The sequence below is a fragment of the Clostridium gasigenes genome, from assembly GCF_017348895.1.
GTDB lineage: Bacteria > Bacillota > Clostridia > Clostridiales > Clostridiaceae > Clostridium > Clostridium gasigenes.
Map to the genome: position 1 here is coordinate 678718 of NZ_CP071376.1, position 19544 is coordinate 698261.

At 29.0% G+C, this 19544-nt stretch carries 16 protein-coding genes, 2 tRNA genes and 1 riboswitch; of the genes, 6 read left to right on the top strand and 12 right to left on the bottom strand.

The genetic code is table 11. The features are described from left to right. Nucleotides 1-80 precede the first annotated feature (80 nt). From J1C67_RS03280 to J1C67_RS03310, 7 genes are all read right to left on the bottom strand, one after another. Nucleotides 81-332 carry a DUF1653 domain-containing protein gene (locus J1C67_RS03280; protein ID WP_089968434.1) on the bottom strand — a complete coding sequence of 84 codons (252 nt, stop codon included), beginning with the start codon at nucleotides 330-332 and terminating at the stop codon, nucleotides 81-83. Between the two features lie 11 nt (nucleotides 333-343). Further along, nucleotides 344-2377, bottom strand: a complete 2034-nt coding sequence (ptsG, locus tag J1C67_RS03285; protein WP_167865771.1) for a glucose-specific PTS transporter subunit IIBC — start codon at nucleotides 2375-2377, stop codon at nucleotides 344-346. A 121-nt stretch (nucleotides 2378-2498) separates the two neighbouring features. Next, nucleotides 2499-4193, bottom strand: coding sequence for a PTS transporter subunit EIIC (locus J1C67_RS03290; RefSeq protein WP_167865772.1), 1695 nt, complete (start codon nucleotides 4191-4193; stop codon nucleotides 2499-2501). Between the two features lie 166 nt (nucleotides 4194-4359). Then, on the bottom strand, nucleotides 4360-5208 hold the full coding sequence (gene licT, locus J1C67_RS03295; RefSeq protein ID WP_089968425.1) for a BglG family transcription antiterminator LicT: 849 nt from the start codon (nucleotides 5206-5208) through the stop codon (nucleotides 4360-4362). Between the two features lie 267 nt (nucleotides 5209-5475). Next, nucleotides 5476-5769, bottom strand: a complete 294-nt coding sequence (locus J1C67_RS03300) for a hypothetical protein (RefSeq protein WP_089968422.1) — start codon at nucleotides 5767-5769, stop codon at nucleotides 5476-5478. Nucleotides 5770-5830: 61 nt separating this feature from the next. After that, nucleotides 5831-9061: a ligand-binding sensor domain-containing protein gene (locus J1C67_RS03305; RefSeq protein WP_167865773.1), complete on the bottom strand. Its 3231-nt coding sequence runs from the start codon at nucleotides 9059-9061 to the stop codon at nucleotides 5831-5833. A gap of 147 nt (nucleotides 9062-9208) precedes the next feature. Further along, nucleotides 9209-9283 (bottom strand) — tRNA-Trp (locus J1C67_RS03310). A 214-nt stretch (nucleotides 9284-9497) separates the two neighbouring features. Between J1C67_RS03310 and J1C67_RS03315 the strand changes: the two genes are divergently transcribed. After that, on the top strand, nucleotides 9498-10565 hold the full coding sequence (locus J1C67_RS03315; protein WP_167865774.1) for an NAD(P)H-dependent flavin oxidoreductase: 1068 nt from the start codon (nucleotides 9498-9500) through the stop codon (nucleotides 10563-10565). A gap of 77 nt (nucleotides 10566-10642) precedes the next feature. Here the strand turns inward: J1C67_RS03315 and J1C67_RS03320 are convergent, their stop codons facing one another. The 3 genes from J1C67_RS03320 to J1C67_RS03330 all read right to left on the bottom strand — a co-directional run bounded on the left by J1C67_RS03320 (nucleotide 10643) and on the right by J1C67_RS03330 (nucleotide 12311). Further along, complete coding sequence (locus J1C67_RS03320; protein WP_167865775.1) at nucleotides 10643-11140, bottom strand: deoxycytidylate deaminase; 498 nt, start codon at nucleotides 11138-11140, stop codon at nucleotides 10643-10645. A 70-nt stretch (nucleotides 11141-11210) separates the two neighbouring features. Then, nucleotides 11211-11285: transfer RNA gene (locus J1C67_RS03325), tRNA-Trp, on the bottom strand. A 51-nt stretch (nucleotides 11286-11336) separates the two neighbouring features. Continuing rightward, nucleotides 11337-12311, bottom strand: a complete 975-nt coding sequence (locus J1C67_RS03330; protein WP_167865776.1) for a metal ABC transporter substrate-binding protein — start codon at nucleotides 12309-12311, stop codon at nucleotides 11337-11339. A 318-nt stretch (nucleotides 12312-12629) separates the two neighbouring features. On the opposite strand from J1C67_RS03330, the gene tsaE reads away from it, so the two are divergent. Genes tsaE through rimI form a run of 3 tightly spaced genes read left to right on the top strand, consistent with a single transcriptional unit; the run spans nucleotide 12630 to nucleotide 14234 of the window. Then, on the top strand, nucleotides 12630-13091 hold the full coding sequence (gene tsaE, locus J1C67_RS03335) for a tRNA (adenosine(37)-N6)-threonylcarbamoyltransferase complex ATPase subunit type 1 TsaE (RefSeq protein ID WP_167865777.1): 462 nt from the start codon (nucleotides 12630-12632) through the stop codon (nucleotides 13089-13091). Then, nucleotides 13088-13804 (top strand): tRNA (adenosine(37)-N6)-threonylcarbamoyltransferase complex dimerization subunit type 1 TsaB, encoded by a 717-nt coding sequence (gene tsaB, locus J1C67_RS03340; protein ID WP_167865778.1) that lies wholly within the window; start codon nucleotides 13088-13090, stop codon nucleotides 13802-13804. The genes tsaE and tsaB overlap by 4 nt, the downstream gene beginning before the upstream one ends. Beyond that, the gene (gene rimI / locus J1C67_RS03345) at nucleotides 13788-14234 is read left to right on the top strand and encodes a ribosomal protein S18-alanine N-acetyltransferase (RefSeq protein WP_089968401.1); all 447 of its coding nucleotides are present in this window, start codon (nucleotides 13788-13790) and stop codon (nucleotides 14232-14234) included. The genes tsaB and rimI overlap by 17 nt, the downstream gene beginning before the upstream one ends. 123 nt (nucleotides 14235-14357) lie before the next feature. Here the strand turns inward: rimI and J1C67_RS03350 are convergent, their stop codons facing one another. Then, on the bottom strand, nucleotides 14358-14936 hold the full coding sequence (locus tag J1C67_RS03350) for an ECF transporter S component (protein ID WP_167865779.1): 579 nt from the start codon (nucleotides 14934-14936) through the stop codon (nucleotides 14358-14360). A gap of 157 nt (nucleotides 14937-15093) precedes the next feature. Beyond that, a riboswitch (FMN riboswitch) is annotated at nucleotides 15094-15209 on the bottom strand. 51 nt (nucleotides 15210-15260) lie between these two features. Continuing rightward, nucleotides 15261-17435, bottom strand: coding sequence for a Tex family protein (locus J1C67_RS03355; protein WP_167865780.1), 2175 nt, complete (start codon nucleotides 17433-17435; stop codon nucleotides 15261-15263). Between the two features lie 278 nt (nucleotides 17436-17713). Between J1C67_RS03355 and J1C67_RS03360 the strand changes: the two genes are divergently transcribed. After that, nucleotides 17714-18046, top strand: coding sequence for a hypothetical protein (locus tag J1C67_RS03360; RefSeq protein WP_089968395.1), 333 nt, complete (start codon nucleotides 17714-17716; stop codon nucleotides 18044-18046). A gap of 111 nt (nucleotides 18047-18157) precedes the next feature. Then, nucleotides 18158-19507, top strand: a complete 1350-nt coding sequence (locus J1C67_RS03365; protein ID WP_167865781.1) for a M28 family metallopeptidase — start codon at nucleotides 18158-18160, stop codon at nucleotides 19505-19507. Nucleotides 19508-19544 lie beyond the last annotated feature (37 nt).

Here is a 19544-nt window from a genome sequence, read left to right on the forward strand (position 1 = left end):
AAAGATATAGGACTGATAGTTATATTTCTATCAGTCCTATATATTTACTACTATATTAAAATTAGTTCTATTCTTTTATCTTATTTAACGCTTTTAACATCACATTCCTGAAACCTATATTTTTGCCCTGTTGGATTTTCTTTTTCTGATGGTACCTCTTCTATAAACATATTATATGGTCTTACAAATAATCCACATTCACCATATAAAGCTTTATATAATACTAGCTTTTCTCCAGTTTCTGAATGTGTTACAACATCTTGAACTAAATATAAATCGCCTTTAAAATGTCTAAATATCTTTCCTTTTCTCTCCACAATATCTCTATCCATCTTTATCTCCCTTATTTCATGTGAATTTCAATCTTATTTGAATCTTTAGCCTTTACCTTATTACTTCTTTTATAGCATACATATTCATTTAAAGAAATATTTTTAAATATTATTGGAATAATTGGTGATAATTTATTTGCTTTAATACTTTCTAATGGGAATTCTATTAATTTATCTCCTATATTAACTTCATCGCCTACTTTAACAAAGCTTACGAACCCATCACCATTAAGTTTTATTGTATCTATTCCTATATGTATAAATACTTTCATCCCAGTATCTGTGGTTATTGTTATTGCATGGTTAGTTCTTATTAATGAGGTTATCTTACCTTTTACTGGTGAAAGTAACGATCCCTCAGTTGGATCTATTGCAAACCCATCACCTATTAATCTCATAGAAAACACATCATCTGGTACTTCTTCTAAATTAATTAATTTTCCAGATACAGGTATAGCAATTTTTACTCCTGTATCTATCCCTGGCTTTATTTCTTCTATTGTCTTAATTAATTTTTTTTCTATTTCTTTCCCACTTATAACATCTTTAATTTGCTCTTTTAATCTATCCGATTTAGGTCCAAATATAATTTGGATATTTTTTCCTACTTGCATAATTCCCGCTGATCCAAGAATTTTAAATTCATTCTTATCTACCTTACTAAGGTCTAATACTATTACCCTTAATCTGGTTATACATGCATCTAAATGTTTGATATTTGATTTTCCACCTAATGCATCTAAAACTTTAACTGCAAGTTCACCATTATCAACATTTATATCTACTTCTATTTCATCGTTTTCTCTACCTGGCGTTTTAAGATCCAGTTTTCTTATTATGAATCTAAACCCAAAATAATAAATTATTGCAAATATAAACCCTACAGGTATTACTAGCCACCACGCTGTTCTATTTGGAAATACTCCAAATAATAAATAATCTATAATTCCGCCTGAAAAGGTTAATCCTATTTTTACATTTAATATTTGCATTGTCATAAATGAAATTCCTGCAAATATACAATGAACCCCAAATAATACTGGTGCTACAAATAGAAATGTAAATTCTATTGGTTCTGTTATTCCTGTTAAGAAAGAAGTTAGTGCAGCTGAGAAGAATATTCCTGCTACTAATTTTTTTTTGTCTTCTCTTGCTTCATGATACATAGCAAGTGCTGCCGCTGGCAACCCAAACATCATAAATGGATATTTTCCAGTCATAAATGTCCCTGCTGTAAACTCTACTCCATCTTTTAATTGAGCCATAAATATAGCTTGATCTCCAATAATTAATTGTCCTGCCTGATTAGTATATTCTCCAAATTGATACCAGAATGGATTATACCAAATATGATGCAATCCAAACGGAATTAATGATCTTTCTATAATTCCAAAAATTAATGCAGCTACTGTTTGATTTGTATCTATCATACTTCTTGAGAATACTAATAATCCATTTTGAATAGGAGGCCATACAAGAACTAGTGCAAGTCCAACTATTAATCCTGCTACAGAGGTAACTATTGGTATAAATCTCTTCCCTGAAAAGAAACCTAAAAACTGTGGTAATTCTATATTATAGAATTTTCTATATAATATTGATGCCACTATCCCAATTATAATACCCCCAAATACTCCGGTTTGAAGTGTCGGTATCCCAAGAATCATTGTGTACATTGGATTACCTGTTACCATATCAGCTGTTACTCCAGCTCCAATTCCCATAGAAACATTCATTATTAAGAATCCAACTATAGTTGCAAGCCCTGCAACTCCATCTCCATCACATAATCCAATTGCTACACCTACTGCAAATATTAGTGGAAGGTTAGTAAATATTATATTCCCTGAACCAGACATTATTAAGGCTATAGATTGAATCCAATCTATACCTACAGCTGGAAATAAATCTAAAAAATATAAACTTTGTAGCATTGTTCCTATCCCAAGTAGTAACCCTGCTGCTGGTAATAATGCAACTGGTAACATTAAAGCCTTACCTATTCGTTGCAATACCCCAAATGAACCTTTTAATAACTCTCTCATAATTTTCTCCTTAATAAGTAATCTCTATAAAATAACTATCTATTACTGTAGTCTATTTTATTATAGATTCCTAAACTATAAAAGAGTGTTCCAATTTTTTTGGAACACTCAAATTTATAAATTACTCTATATCTAAGATATTGTTAATTTCATTCTTATACGCATCAGCTTTTGCACCGAATATCGCTTGAATTCCATTACCAACTTCAACAACACCGGCTGCGCCAAGTGCTTTAAGTTTAGGTTTATCAACCTTAGATTTATCTTTTACTTCAACTCTTAATCTTGTAATGCAAGCATCTACGCTTACTATATTTTCTTCTCCACCTAAAGCTTCTAAAACTGCTGGAGCTTTTTCAACAATTTCATTATTTTTGTTATTTGCTTTTTTTCCTTTAGCATCTGGGCTTATACCCTTAGCTTCTTGGAATTCAGCTTTACTGTAAAGTTTAGTTTCTTGTTCATTTTCATCTCTACCCGGAGTCTTTAAGTTGAATTTCTTAATCATGAATAAGAATAAGAAGTAGTAAACTACTGCATATACTATACCCACAAGTATTATCATGAACCAACGAGTAGGTACACCTGCTCCTGCTGGTAATAAACCGAATAATGTAAAGTCAATTAGACCACCTGAGAATGTCATACCAACAAATACATTAAGTACATCCATTAACATGAATGATAAACCTGCTAGTAAACAATGAACTCCATATAATACTGGAGCAACAAATAAGAATGTAAATTCTAAAGGTTCAGTAATACCAGTTAGCATAGATGTAACAGCTGCTGATAATAATAATGATCCAACAAGTTTCTTCTTGCTTGGAGCTGCTGCTCTATACATTGCAAATGCTGCTGCTGGTAACCCGAACATCATGAATGGGAATTTACCTGCCATAAATCTTGTAGTACCACTTACTATTGTTGACATTGTTCCTGATGAAGCGCCAACTAAATCGCTCATACTTGATAATTGTGCAAAGTATGCTGTATTAGCTCCTGCAACTGTCTTTAATGTACCATCTACTAAAATTTGACCTTCAACAAATGATCCATACCAGAATGGTGTATAGAATACATGATGTAATCCAAATGGAACTAATGCTCTTTCTATTACTCCATAGAAGAATGTTCCTAGTGGACCTGCTGTTCTAACAAATTCTGAAAGCATTGAAATACCATTTTGAACTACTGGCCATACAAAAGCTAATGCAGCTCCAACAAAAGCCATTACTAATGCTGTTATTATAGGCACAAATCTTGATCCTGAGAAGAATCCGATTACTGCTGGTAATTGAATTGTATGATATTTATCGTGTAATACGGATGTAACTATACCTGTTATAATACCACCAAATACTGACATGTTTAATGTGAATATACCTAAGTTTGTTGTTACATAAGTAGCATATTCACCAGTTGCCTTTACACTCGCTGGAGTTACAACTCCAAGTTGAGTGAATCCTAATGTTAACATAGTTGTGATAACTTGGTTCATTACTAAGAATCCAAATACAGCTGCTAAAGCTGCTGTTCCCTTGTCTTTCTTTGCAAGACCTACTGCAACCCCTACTGCGAATAGCAATGGTAAGTTACCGAATATTATATCCCCTACATTTTTCATTATTGTTAATATTGCATTAACAACTGGAATACTAACAAACGCTATTAATGGTTGATAAACTGCTGGTGCATTTTCTAATCCTGCGATACCTAATAAAGCACCACCAACTCCTAGTAATATACCTGCTATAGGTAATGCTGCGATTGGAAGCATGATAGCTTTACCAATTCTTTGTAAAAATTGTAACATTTATAATTCCTCCCTTTTAAATAAAAATATGAACTTGATAAATAAAAAATAAAGACCCAAATTTATTAGAGTCTTTATCTATATAATTATATATATCTTTAAAGATATATATAATTATATAGATAATCTAACAAATCTAAGTCTTGCCTGCTTAACCAGTAACAATCTAATTATTCTCTTTTAAAACTGAAATTACTCGGTGTATATGCATTGTTAAATATACTATTTCATCACCGTTAACTTGATAGTTATAATTCTTTTCTATATATTGCTTAATTTTCAATACACAATCAAAAGCTTCTGGATAACTTTTTGATACTAATTCTAATAATGTTGTATCACTTTTGTCATATTGTTTATTAGTTATAACTCTTTTAGCAAAATATTTAAGATGTGTAAGTAGCCTATCATAATTTAGGTCATCTATATCAAACTCTACCGAATAATAGTACCTTATTACGTTTAATATGCCTTTAATAATATTTGTGGCTACTAATGAATTATTTGTAGTTTCATTATATCCTGCATTAATTAAATGTAGTGCTATAAATCCTGCTTCATCTTCTGGCAAATCTACATTTAATTTATTATTTAAAAAATCAACAGCCCAAAGTGCTATTTTAAATTCATCTTTATGTATTCTTCTTATTTCATCTAATAAATCATTTTTGATTCTAATATTGTTCTTATATCTTTTTAATGCAAATGCAATGTGATCTGATAATGATATGTAAATTTGCTTATCAAGTTTTTTATCAAGCCTTTTACTGGCATAACAGATAATTTCATGAGATAATTCAAAAATACCATCTGGAATTTGATTAATTAATTTCTTAATTTTATTACCCATTCTCTTATCATCTACCACAAAAGTTTTTTCTACTTTATCCATTTCAATTTCTTGACCAACTTTTTTCTTAAAAGCTATTCCACATCCCATTAATATTATTTCTTTTTTACTTTTTGGATCAATTGCTACAATAACGTTATTATTCAGTACTTTTTCTATTATCATAATTTCTCCTCATGGTGGAAAAATAAATACCCAAATCAAGGTGTAATTATACTACATTCTTAATTTAGGTATTGCCTGCATTTCAGTAACAATCCGTTATTTAATTATGTATTTATATTACCACTCACCGCAACCGTTGTCAATATATTTTTCCTATTATTTTTTTATTTTTAAGAACTTAGTATATACAATATTAAGTCCTTAATTCACCTTATAAATCCTCAAATAAATATTAAGTATTATAGTCTATTTTGTTTCATTTGATAATTATAGTATCCCCTTTATATCTTTTCCTATTAGTTTAATAAATAAATCTAACAATTCTTTTATTTCTAAATCTTCGTCTTCATTTTTACCGCTTTCTAATACATATAAAGGAGCTGCTGAGCAACAATTTCTTATCATAGAATAAACTTTAACATTTACTTCATTATTTTTTATATCTTCAAAAGCAATTGCACTTTTTTCTAAAGCAGCAACAAATTCTCTCATTCCATTACTGAATTTTATATCTATTCCATCATTTCTGCTTGCTATAATTTTAGCATTAACTACTCTCATTTCCATATTCTCCTTGTTATCTTTTTTATTAAGCTTTTTCAAAATTCCCATTATAATTATATTACCTTTGTTTAATAGGTAATATAATTATAAATGTACTTCCCTCTCCACAAATACTTTCTACACTTATTTGTCCATTATGAAGATTCACTAGTTGCTTTGTTAATGTTAATCCAAGACCACTTCCGCCATGTTCTTCTGATATTTTATCATAAACTTGATCAAACCTGTTAAATATAGATTCATGATATTTTTTTTCTATTCCTATTCCTGTATCTTTAACTATTATTTTTACCATATCCCCTAAGTCCAATATTTCAACCTTTATTTCTCCACCATCTGGTGTAAATTTAGTTGCATTTGCAATAAGGTTTATAACACATTTTTCTATTTCCGAATCATCACAATCAATTATTTTTTCCTCCATTTCAGGATCTATAATTAATCCTATCCCCTTATCCTCCACAAAATCTTTCATTGAAAGCACAGCTTCTTCTACTAAATAAACTATATCTACCTTTTTTATATTCAGCCTATATGCCCCAGACTCTATTTTAGATGTATCTATAATATTATTTATAAGATTTAATAATCTATTAGAGTTTCTATTTAAGGTAAGCATATAATAATCTAATTTCCCCTTACTAATTGGCTTATTATTTGTATTTAAATTAGTAATAAGTTGCTGTGTTGATAATATTACATTTAAAGGAGTTCTAAGTTCATGCGAAAGATTCACAAAATAATTATTTTTATATCTTTCAGTCCTAATAAGCTTGGCGTATAGAAGTTCATTTTCTTCTAATTTGTTATTAAGTTCAAAGGTTTTTTGTTTTACTAATCTATCTAACCATTTCATACGATTTAAAACTAATATAATGCCAATTATAACCAATAATAAATATAGAATATATGCAATAGGAGTTTTCCAGAACGGATTATTTATTTTAATTTTAATAGATACCGCATCACTCCATTCACCACTTGAATTTCTTCCTTTTACAAAGAACTCATAACTTCCAGGTGCTAAATTAGTATAACTTGCGTAATTCCTATTTTCGGAAAAAATCCATTCTTTATCTAATCCCCTAAGTTTATATGCATATTGTATCTTGGATTTATTTCTATAATCCGGCATAAAGAAATTTATATATACATTGTTATCTCTATGATTTGCTACTATATCCTCTTTTAAGTTAAATTTTTCTTCTCCCTTTATAGTTATACTTTCTATTATAACGGGTGGAATAAATGTTTTTTCAATAAGATTTTTCGGGTAAAAACTAGTTATACCATTTATTCCTCCAAAGAACATTTCCCCTGATTTACTTTCAAAATATGAATATGCATTAAATTCATTTCCTTGCAATCCATCTGTTACATTAAAGTTTATGAATTTGTTTTTTTTAATATCATATTTAGATATCCCATAATTACTACTTACCCATACGTCATCATTTTCATCTATTAATATTCCATACGTAAAATTATTTGATAACCCATCTTCTTCTGTGTACCTTGTGAACTTTTCAGTTTCCTTATTAAATTTATTAATTCCATAGTGTGTAGCTATCCATAAGTTTCCCGTAGAATCTTCATTAATTGACTTAATTGAATTAAAGCTTAAAGAATTTTTATCAGCTTTATTGTTTTTATAATTTTTAATTTTTCCTGTTTCTTTATTATACTTTATTAATCCTCCATCTATGGCTGATCCAAACCACATTATTCCATCTTTATCTTCATAAATATCTGAAAACATATATTCTCTTATACCATTAGCTTCAAATAAATCCTTATAATTAACAAATGTATCTTTCCTATCAAAACTAGCTAGTCCATCTCTTGTACCTATCCATAATATACCTTCACTATCTATATGCAAGGTTCTTACAGCATCGTTTGGCAAACTATTTTTATCACCTTTAGATTTATAATTAGTAAACTCATTAGTATTTTTATCAAATTTACTGAGCCCATTTTCTGTGGCAATCCATATTTCATTGTCAATTCCAACAACTGTTTTAATATTATTATATATTAAAGATTTTTCATTACCACTTTCATTTACATACCTTTTTATAATATTATTTTTTCTATCTAAAGAGTTTAATCCATTATGTGTTGTGCCTACCCATAGTAATCCCTCATTATCTTCATATATACCTTGTACACTTGCTTCACTTATAGAATTATCATCAGAAGGATTGTTTTTGTATAAACTAAAAATATTTCCTGGATTAAATAAACTTATCCCACCATAAGTTCCAACCCATATAGTTCCGGACTTATCTTCACATAAGCTTAAAATATTTTCGTTTACTATGCTTTGAGAATCATATGTTTTAGATTCATATAATTTGAATTCTTTTTCTTTTTCATCAAACTTAGCAAAACCATCATCCGTTCCAATCCAAACCATGCCTCTACTATCTCTTAAAATAGCCTTGACAAAATTCCCAGGTATTGAACTTTTGTTCTTTGGATCATTTAAATACCTTATTACATCATAACTCTCTGTATCTAATATTGATAACCCCTTATCAATTGTACCAACAAATAATTTATTATCCTTATCCATATATAACTTAAAAATAGCATTTGAGCTTATTGTATTCTCATTGTCTTTATCATGTAAAAATTGCTTTACTTCTCCTGTTTCTTTATTATACATATTTAATCCATTGTCAGTTCCAATCCAATACCTACCCTTTTCATCTTCTGCTATAGAATAAATAAATTGACTTGTTAATTCGTTTGAATTTAATATTCTTTTAAAACTATCTGTTTCCCTATTATATATATTTAATCCATTCTCTGTTGCTACAAAAACATCACCTTTTGAATCTACTAATATTTCACAAATATTATAATGAGATATCCCTTCGCCATTTTCTCCAGGTAAATAAGTGCTTATTTCCTTAGTATCCTGATTTATTTTATTTAACCCTTTAGATGTTCCTATCCATAAATCGCCAGTTTTATCTTCTTTTATTGCAGAAATATAGTTTGCAGCTATAGTTCTTTTCGCACCTTCTTTGTATCTGTAAATTTCAAATTCATGTCCATTATATCTATTTAATCCATCAGCAGTTCCAATCCACATATAACCTTCAGTGTCTTGGTATAGATATTCAATAGATGTTTGTGATAATCCATCTTCTATAGTAATTCTTTTAAAGGTCATATTTGTATCCTTAGTCGATATGCCCTTTACTGTTACTGGTTGTAATAAAATCAAAAATAATATTACTAAAATTTTTAATGTTACCCCTTTAATTTGATTTTTCATGAGCACCCCTTATTGATTTGTTTTCTATTTATCTAACCATCTTCTATTATATCAAATTTCTGCATAATTCGCATCTTATCGCACTTTATTTGTTTGAAAGTTTTATAAACAAAAAAAACAGCAGATAAAAATCTACTGTTTTAAAAATGGCAGGGGTACCAGGACTTGAACCTGAACCAACGGTGTTGGAGACCGCTACTCTACCAATTGAGCTATACCCCTCTAACAAATTTTATTTTATCATGATATATATTTGCTTGTCAATATATATCTAATCTTAACATTATCTTCCTAACCTTTTTGTTAATTTATTCTATTTATATGAATTATATTATTTGCTATTGTAGTTTTTATTGTTTTTTCGTATAATGTTATAAAATAGTTTTATAGTCAAACTATTTTATAATCAAATCTTTTTTAGAAAAGGAGTATTATTATGAATATAAAACCACTTATTATTGGAGATTTAGTCGCAAAACTACCTATTATTCAAGGTGGTATGGGCGTAGGCGTTTCTTTATCAAATTTAGCCGGTGCTGTTGCTAAATGTGGAGGTATCGGTATAATATCTGGTGCTCAAACTGGTTATAAAGAAGCAGATTTTGAAATAAACCCCTTAGAAGCTAATTTAAGAGCTATAAGAAATCATATAAAAAAAGCAAAAAAAATTGCTCCTAAAGGTATTATTGGAGTTAATTTAATGGTAGCAATGAATTATTATGCAGAGCATGTTCAAGCTGCAATAGATGGTGGAGCCGATTTAATTATCTCTGGAGCTGGTCTTCCAGCTAAACTCCCAAAACTTGTTGAAGGACATAATATAAAAATTGCTCCTATTGTTTCTTCAGTTAAAGCTGTAAAAGTTATTCTTAGTATGTGGGATAAACGTAATAACAGAACTGCTGACTTAATAGTAATCGAAGGTCCTAAGGCTGGTGGTCACCTAGGTTTCCATAAAGAAAATTTAGAAGAAGCCTCTGCTAATTTCGATACAACAGTTATTGATATCATAAAAGAAGTTAAAATTTATGAGGAAAAATATAATAAAAAAATTCCTGTTGTTGTTGCTGGTGGTGTTTTTGATGGTTATGATATTGCTAAGTATCTAAAATTAGGTGCAGATGGAGTTCAAATGGCAACTCGTTTTGTCGCTACCGATGAATGTGATGCTGATGTTAAATTTAAAGAAGCATACGTTAATTGCAAAGCTGAAGATATTTCTATTGTTAAAAGTCCAGTTGGTATGCCTGGCCGTGCTATAGTTAATAACTTTGTAAGAAAAACAGAAGATAAGGGTATTAAGGTTAGTAAATGTTATAATTGTTTAATTCCTTGCAACCCAGCGACTACACTATACTGCATAACTGAAGCTTTAATTAATTCTGTTCGTGGGGATTTAGATAACGGATTGATATTCTGTGGAGAAAATGCATCAAGAATTGATAAAATTGTTTCAGTTTCAGAATTACTTAATGAACTTGAATCTGAAATACTAAAAGCCTAGTAATTATAAGTTTAAAAATACCTAATTAACAGTTGCTGTTAGTTAGGTATTTTTTTGAAGTTCCCTAAGACAATATGCTACATATCTTCTATTCTTAATGAAATTATTATTTCTTTAGTTTTAGGAGTTAATTGTGTTAGTTTTACTCCTGACTTTTCAAACATCATCTTTGATGCTTTTATAGAATCTGTTTCTTCATATTTATTACTAATATAAATTACTTCCCTAATACCAGATTGAATAATATTTCTAGCACAATCGTGACAGGGATATAAATTTACATATATACGACATTTATCTAAAGATTTACTTTTAGAATTTAAAATTGCATTTTGTTCTGCATGAACTACAAAAGGATATTTAGTTTGTAGAAAATCTCCTTCTCTTTCCCAAGGAAAATCTTCATCAGAACAACCATTAACAAAGCCATTATAGCCTATTGATACTATACGATTGTCATAATTAACTATGCATGCTCCAACCTGAGTTGATGGATCTTTACTTCTTTGCCCTGAAAGTAATGCTACTCCCATAAAATAATCATCCCATGAAATATATCCTTCTCTTTTGCTCATATCTACACCTTTCCTTTTCCTAAATTTAAAATAGCAAAAAAGCAGTAGATTAAATCTACTGCTTTTAAAATGGCAGGGGTACTAGGACTTGAACCTAGGCCAACGGTGTTGGAGACCGCTACTCTACCAACTGAGCTATACCCCTTCGCAATATAATTTATTATAAACTATACTAGCTCAAAAATCAACTGTTTTTCTATTTTGTCACTATAGGAAGTTTTTTCAATGTATCTGTTACCAGTTTAATGTTTGATAAAGCCAATTCCACTAGAGTTTTTTCTCCATCCCATCTAATTAATTCTACAGACTTAATATCTAATGGTTTTTTGGCTTCAAGCTCTGGGACTTCTAACTTTTCTTCATTTGTTTTTTTAGTTTCTTCTACTTTGTCATCTTCTTTTTTAGTTTCTATTATATTAACGATCTCTATTGGATCCTTTTCTTTTACAAAAATTATCTTATTTTCATCTAATTTCTTTTCGTCTAAAATTTTTCTTGTTACTTCTTTTTTTACATTCACTACTTGTAATCCTAAATCCCTTAATAAATAATCAAATGTATTTGTATTTGTTAAAACAGTATAATCTTTATACTTCTCTAACTCTAGTTTGACCTCTTTTGCAGACTCTTCTATTTTATTAATAACATTAGTATAATTCTCTTCATAGTAGCTTTTATTTTTAGGGTCTTTCTCTTGAATTGCCGATTTAACATTATATAAAGCTATTTTATACTCATTAATTCCTAACCAGTAATAAGGGTTTTCATTTCCATTTTCATAAGTTAAGGTTTTTATACCTCTACTCATATTTATTATACCTAAATCACCTTTCTTTAACTCTGCTATAAAGTCATTAACCCAAGGTTCATTATTAATTCCTGAATATATAAATAAATCTCTTCCGGATATATTATTTATTATGTCTTCATTATATTTAAATTTATAAATTTCGCTCTCATTTTCAGATAAATATTCAACATTATGTTTATTTAAAACTATTGATTTAACCATAGAATATTGATTTTTACTCACAGTTGTTATATTTAAAAGCACTTCTTCGCCTGCTTCTATTTCATTTTCTGTATTAGCTAATAATGGACTTTGAAAAAAACCTAATCCTAAAAACAATATCATTGTAATGATTATTAATCCATAAGTAACATTTTTCACACTATCTCACCCAAGGAAATATCCTTGTCCTCTCTTACTCTTTATAAAGTATATTAATTCATTATAACAATTTATTATAATATCACTAAAATAATAATATTACAAATTTAATTATCATGCTAATAAAATTTACTTTTTATTACAAAATTGAATTTCTATATAATTCTAACTTACTTTTTACATTTTATCAATATAAAAGTATTATTAACATTTATAATATTTTCTTTTCTTTTACTCTATTTTTAGATAGAATATAATAAGCAAGATTTTATGAGTATTAAATTTAAATATTCATTATTTAGAAAGGAGCTTTCATTTATGTATTTCCATGTTGATAGTGTTGAAAAAACTACAGTTCTTGGCTTTAATATTGGTAATCTTTTAAATAGCGGTGATATTATTTGCTTAACAGGAGATTTAGGAACTGGGAAAACTCATATTACTAAAGGAATTGCAAAAGGTTTAAACATAGATGATCATATTACAAGTCCGACTTTTACAATAGTTAATGAATATGATACAGGCCGATTAAAGCTATTCCATTTTGATGTTTATAGAGTTAATGATCCTGATGAAATATGTGCTATAGGATTTGATGATTATATTTTTTCTGATGCTGTTTCAATTATTGAATGGGCAAATTATATCGAAGAAATATTACCTAGAGAATATTTACATATCAATATTGAAAAAGATTTAAATATTGATGAAAATTTTAGAAAAATAACTATAATTGCCTACGGCGACAAATATAACTATATAAAGGAGCTGAAAATATGATAGTTTTAAGTATAGATTCATCATCTTCTGTTGCAACTTGTGCTCTCTTAAGAGATGATTGCCTACTTTCTGAATATGTTATAAATAATAAGCGCGAACATTCAGTACTTATAATGAACATTGTTGAAATGCTTCTAAAAGATAACAACATTGATATTGATGAAGTTGATGGTTTTGTTATTTCAAAAGGACCTGGTTCTTTTACCGGACTCCGAATTGGTATGGCAACAATAAAAGGTTTAAGCTTTGGAACATCCAAACCTTATATAGGTGTTTCAAGTTTAGATGCTTTAGCTTACTCGTCAATAAACTTTGACGGAATAATATGTCCAATAATGGACGCTTTAAGAGATAGTGTTTATACCTGTCTTTATAAAAATGAAAATGGAACCTTAAATCCTTTAATAGATTATTGTGCTCTTGATTTAGAAGAATTAGTTTCTTTACTAAAAGAAAAGAGCGAAAAAATATTATTCACAGGTGATGGTCTTATTAAGTATAAAGCTTACCTTCAAGAACATCTCCCTAATGCTTTATTTGCTCCTAATCATCTAAGTTTAGTTCGTGCTTCATCTCTTGGTGAACTTGGATTAAAACTTTTATTAGAAGGAAAATATGATGATGTGAATTCATCTCCTCTTTACTTAAAAAAACCTCTAGCTGAAAGAGAGCTTGAAAAAAGGATGGCATTAAAAAATGAAAATAACTTATAACCTAATGACTACCAGTGACATAGATGGAGTTTTTGAAATTAGTAAAATTTGTTTTTCTCTACCTTGGTCTAAAGCATCAGTTGAATCCGAACTAAGTAATCCTTTGGCTAAATATATAGTTGCAAAGGATATTGAAACTGGCAACGTAGTCGGATTTATAGGTGTATGGATTATAACTGATATTGGAGATATAACTAATATCGGTGTTCATCCAGATTATAGACGTAATAACATTGCAAGCGAATTATTAAATTCAGTTTTAACTCTTTGTATAGATTTAGATTGTACAATTTTTAATTTAGAGGTTAGGCGTTCAAACTTAATCGCTCAAAATCTTTACAAAAAACTTGGTTTTAAAGAAACAGGTCTTCGAAAAAACTATTATGGTAATAGCGAAGATGCTATTTTAATGCAAAAATACGACTTTTAATGCGCATAATTTTTTCTTATATTTAATTTTTTCTAAAATAAGGCATCTTCAAAAAATAACTAGTCTATCTGCTAGTATATTTTTTAAAGATGCCTAAATTTTTCTAAAAAACTAACCTTTCTTTTACTTTCGATCTAAGGCAGGCTCCACTTTAAATATTGCTCTTGATACTTTTTTATATAAAACATAGGTAATTGCAAATACTAATACAGCTTTTATTCCGTTAAATGGTAATAATCCAACTGTTACATATTGAAGTGTTTGAACTTTATCCATTTGCATTCCAAAGGCTGGTAATAAGAAATAAACATTTGTTATTATTCCGGCTATTTGAACAGATACAAACCCTACTGCCATACCTATTAATGCAGTTTTTCTACTTTTATTTCTATTATATATATATGCGGTTGGTGCAATTAAGGATATTCCTATTATAAAGTTTGCTATTTCTCCAACAAAAGCTGTTCCAGTTCCCTTTACTATTAATATTAATATATTTTTTAATCCCTCTATAACAATTCCTGTCATAGGTCCAAAAGCAAATGCCCCCATTAATGCTGGTACATCGCTTAAATCAATTTTAAGCCATGGAAACATTGGTATTACTGGAAAATCAAAATACATAAGTATTACTGATATCGCCCCTAGTAGTGAGATTTTGATACATTTGTTTACGTCTAATTTTTTGCTTTCATTCTTCATTGTTTTCTCTCCTCCCAAAAGTTTATCCCCTGGGGTATAGGTTACTTATTTTATGCATTAAAAAAGCCCTGATGTATGAATACATCAGGGCTTAAAATACACAAAGAAATAGGTTTATTTATATTGCATTATAAATACACTTAAATAAAACTCTAACCTTTACCTTCTTTCATCCAGACTATACTGTCGGCTTCGGAGTTTAACCGAATCTGCTATTTCTAGCTCGCGGGCTTTACCGCCGGTGGGGATTCACGCCCCGCCCTGAAGATATTATTTAATTATACTTTTATTATATGTATGTTTATAATTTTTTGCAACATTTTTTTATGCTTCTTGTTCTTTTATATCTTTCATTGAAAGAGAAATTCTTTTTCTCTTAGAGTCAACTTCCATAATGCTAACCTTTATAACATCTCCAACCTTTACTATATCTAAAGGATGTTTTACAAATTTGTTAGCCATTTGACTTTTATGAACAAGGCCGTCCTGGTGGACTCCAATATCAACAAATGCTCCAAAATCAGAAACATTTCTAACTGTTCCCATTAACACCATTCCAGGAGTTAAATCTTTTAAATCAATTACTCCTGTTTTTAATATTGGTTTTGGCATTCCCTCTCTTGGATCTCTTCCTGGTTTTTGTATTTCCTTAATTATATCCTTAAGAGTAGGTTCCCCAACTTCTAATTCCTTAAGTAAATTATTTAATCCTTTTTCATTAACTTTTTCTTCTATATCATTTAGTTTTCTATTTTTCAAATCTGCTTTTGAATATCCAAGTAACTCCATTAGTTTTGTAGCTACTTTATAGGATTCAGGATGAACAGATGTGTTATCAAGGGGCTCGCGACTTTCCATAACCCTTAAGAACCCAGCACATTGTTCATATGCTTTTTGTCCTAATCTTTTAACCTTTAAAAGTTCTTTTCTACTTTTAAATTCTCCAACTTCATCTCTGTAAGCCACAATATTATTTGCTATAGCTACATTAACACCTGCTATATGAGTTAAAAGTGAAGGTGTCGCAGTGTTTAAATCTACTCCTACCTTATTTACCGAATCTTCAACAACCCCAGCTAAGGACTCTTCTAACCTCTTTGCAGTTACATCATGTTGGTATTGACCTACACCAATAGCCTTAGGGTCAATTTTAACAAGCTCTGCCATAGGATCTTGAAGTCTTCTACCTATTGAAATAGCACCTCTTATAGTTACATCTAAGTCAGGATATTCCTTAGTTGCAAGTTCTGATGCAGAATAAACAGAAGCCCCAGCTTCTGAAACTATAACGTAAGCTAATTCTTTTCCATTTTCATTTTTAATTTCTGATAACATTTCTGAAATTACTTCTTCAGATTCTCTTGATGCAGTACCATTCCCAATAGAAATAACATCTACATTATATTTATTAACTAATTCTTTTAAAATTCTTTTAGTTCCTTGGGTATCATTTCTTGGCATAGTTGGATAAACTGTCGCCTTATCTAAAAACTTACCTGTATTATCTAAAACAGCAACTTTACATCCTGTCCTAAACCCAGGATCGTATCCCATAACAACCTTCCCTTTAATCGGAGGTTGCATAAGTAATGATTTAAGATTTTCTTTAAAGATTTTTATAGCACCTTGTTCTCCGATGTCTGTAAGTTCATTTCTTACTTCTCTTTCAATAGACGGGTAAATTAATCTTTTTAAAGAATCTCTTATTGCAGTTTCTAAATATTCATCAGTAATAGAATTACCCTTTAAAACATTTCTTTGAAGATATGTTATTATCCTATCTTCCCCTATAGTTATTTTAACTGAAAGTATTTTTTCTTTTTCTCCTCTATTTATAGCTAAAATTCTATGTGCTGGTATGCTTTTTACATCTTCACTATATTCATAATACATTTCAAAAGCAGTTGGAGTATCACTAGATCCCTTAGATTCTATTTTTCCATCTCTTAAAACTAATTCTCTAATCCATTTTCTATATTTAGCCTCTTCTGATATTGCTTCTGCAACAATATCTAAAGATCCTTGAATTGCATCACTATAAGTAATAACCCCTTTTTCTTCATTAATATACTTGTTAGCTTCTAAAGTTATTTCTTCTTTAAATTCTCCATTCATAATTAATTCAGCTAAAGGTTTCAAACCTTTTTCTAAAGCAATTGTAGCCTTAGTTCTTTTCTTTTGCTTATAAGGCCTATATATATCTTCTACCTCTGCCTGAGTATCTGCTTTTTCTAATGATTTAGTTAATTCTTCTGTTAACTTTCCTTGCTCATCTATTAATCTTATAACATTATCTTTTCTATCTTTTAAATTTCTAAGATAATTTAATCTTTCTTGAAAATTTCTTAAAACCTCATCAGTTAAGTCTCCAGTTTGCTCCTTTCTATATCTAGATATAAACGGAACTGTATTCCCATCATCTAATAAATTTATAACATTTTCTACTTGACTTAGTTTAATACCAAGCTCTTTCGCAATTTTCTCTTCTATATTTACCATTTTATCCTCCTAAACTTGACCTGAAATTTTACATAATGCTATTATAATTATAATATTTTTTACAAATAATACAAGTGAATTCAGTTATATATTTAAATTAGAGCTATATAAAAAAATAACAAGTCACTATGTGGTGTATATTGGCTTGTTATTTTTTCAGTGCTCTAAATTTTCAAAACAACTAGAAACTATATATTATGTTTCTATAAATACTCTTGATATTATGTTACTTATTATAGTATAATATAGTTGTTAAAATTTTACATTTGGGTGGTAGTATGGATAAAGTTATTGATAAAATCTTAAGTATATTTCTTATAATGTTTGTGGTTTTTTTAGTCCTAAATGAATATTATGTTATTCAATTTTCAGGTACATTAAAGAACGTCCTTGTATTTTTAACTCTAATATTAATTCTTATGACGTCTATGAAACAACTTGTGACTAACAAATCAGGTCTTGCACGGTTTATAAATGGAGTGATTTTATTTTGCACCATTGTTGGTGGAGTTTTTGCCATTGTAAATAAATCTTTAAATATATTTATTTATGTTTCATTACTATTTGCTATAGTTTTTAGTTTAATATCTTTAGTTTATAAAAAGGGGTAATTATCTTATTTTTTCAATATGTACAACCTAATAATAAATATTTAATCATAATCCGCATCCTCAATTAATAGTATTTAATAAATAAAACTATTAATTGGGAGGGGATTTTTTATGAAGAAAAAACTTTTGTATTGTTTTTCTTTACTAATTTCATTTGTATTATTAGCTGTTTCACTATTTTTTAATTTTACATATTCATCCTTTGACTCAAATAAAGTAAAAGAAGAGGTAGCTAACTTATCTTCATATAACTATGCTGGTCGGTTACCTGGAAGTAATGAGAATTTGTTAATTGGTGAATTAATTAGAAAAAACTTTACGGATTCTAAGCTTGTTCCCTTAAACGAAACTTACAGTGAGGACTTCACTACCTTATGTCCTATTAAAACAAATACCATACCTTACCTAACTATTTCTTCTAATGGTATTGTTATTGAAGATCTTAAATATGGAGTTGATTTTAAGGAAGATATGCTTAATTTCAAAAAAAATTCTGTTACTTTTTCCAAAAGTGATACTGTAAACATTAATACTAATTCTATTGAAGTTATTACTACTGATGCAGAGAAGTATCTATTCTATGTTGCCAAAGATAATGATTTCTCATTTAGAAGTTCTTTTATGAGTGACTTTCCTTATAATATGGCAATTATGATTAATACTAATACTTATAATAAAATCTTAGATTCTGTTCGTGCTGGTTTAGATGTTTCTGTCCACGTACCATTTACTACTGAAGAAAAAACTATTTCTAACATTGTTGGTGTACTTAAGGGATCTAACTCTAAGTTGCCACCACTTGTTATTACATCACATTATGATCATTTAGGCACTGATGGTTTAGGAAACACTTATAACGGAGCACTAGATAACGCTTCAGGCACCTCCTTTATGTTAGAGCTTCAAAGAAGTCTCTCAACCTATGCGAAACCTAAACGTGATATTATTTTTGTTGCATTAAATGCAGAAGAATTCGGACTTCTAGGTTCTAAAAATTTTGCCGAAACCAATAAAGATAAGCTAGAAGGAGCGGAGGTAATTAACTTTGACATGATAGGTAGTGAAAATTACCCTATTACCTTTATGCTTGGTGAAAAAGCTAAGGATACAGATTCTAAACTTCTTAAATCTGTAGAAAAACTTTCAAAAAAATACGATACACCTTATGAAATTGAATATAAAGATTCAAGTGACCATGCAAGTTTTACAAATGCAGGGTTAGATGCTTTAAGTTTCTGTCATAGTGATATGACTAAGATCCATACACCAAATGATAAAGTTGAATTTATAAACACTGATGCAATTGATAGTGTTTATACCATTGTTGAAGCAAAAATTAAAGATTCATCTTATGGAAATATAACTGTATTTTTCCATGATAAATACTCAATACTTATCTTTTCATTCTTATTTGGAATTTTAGTTGCTGCTCCTTTTGCAAATAAAAAGAAGTGTTCCTAATAATATATTTCAAAAAATAACTTAGCTATTATAAAAC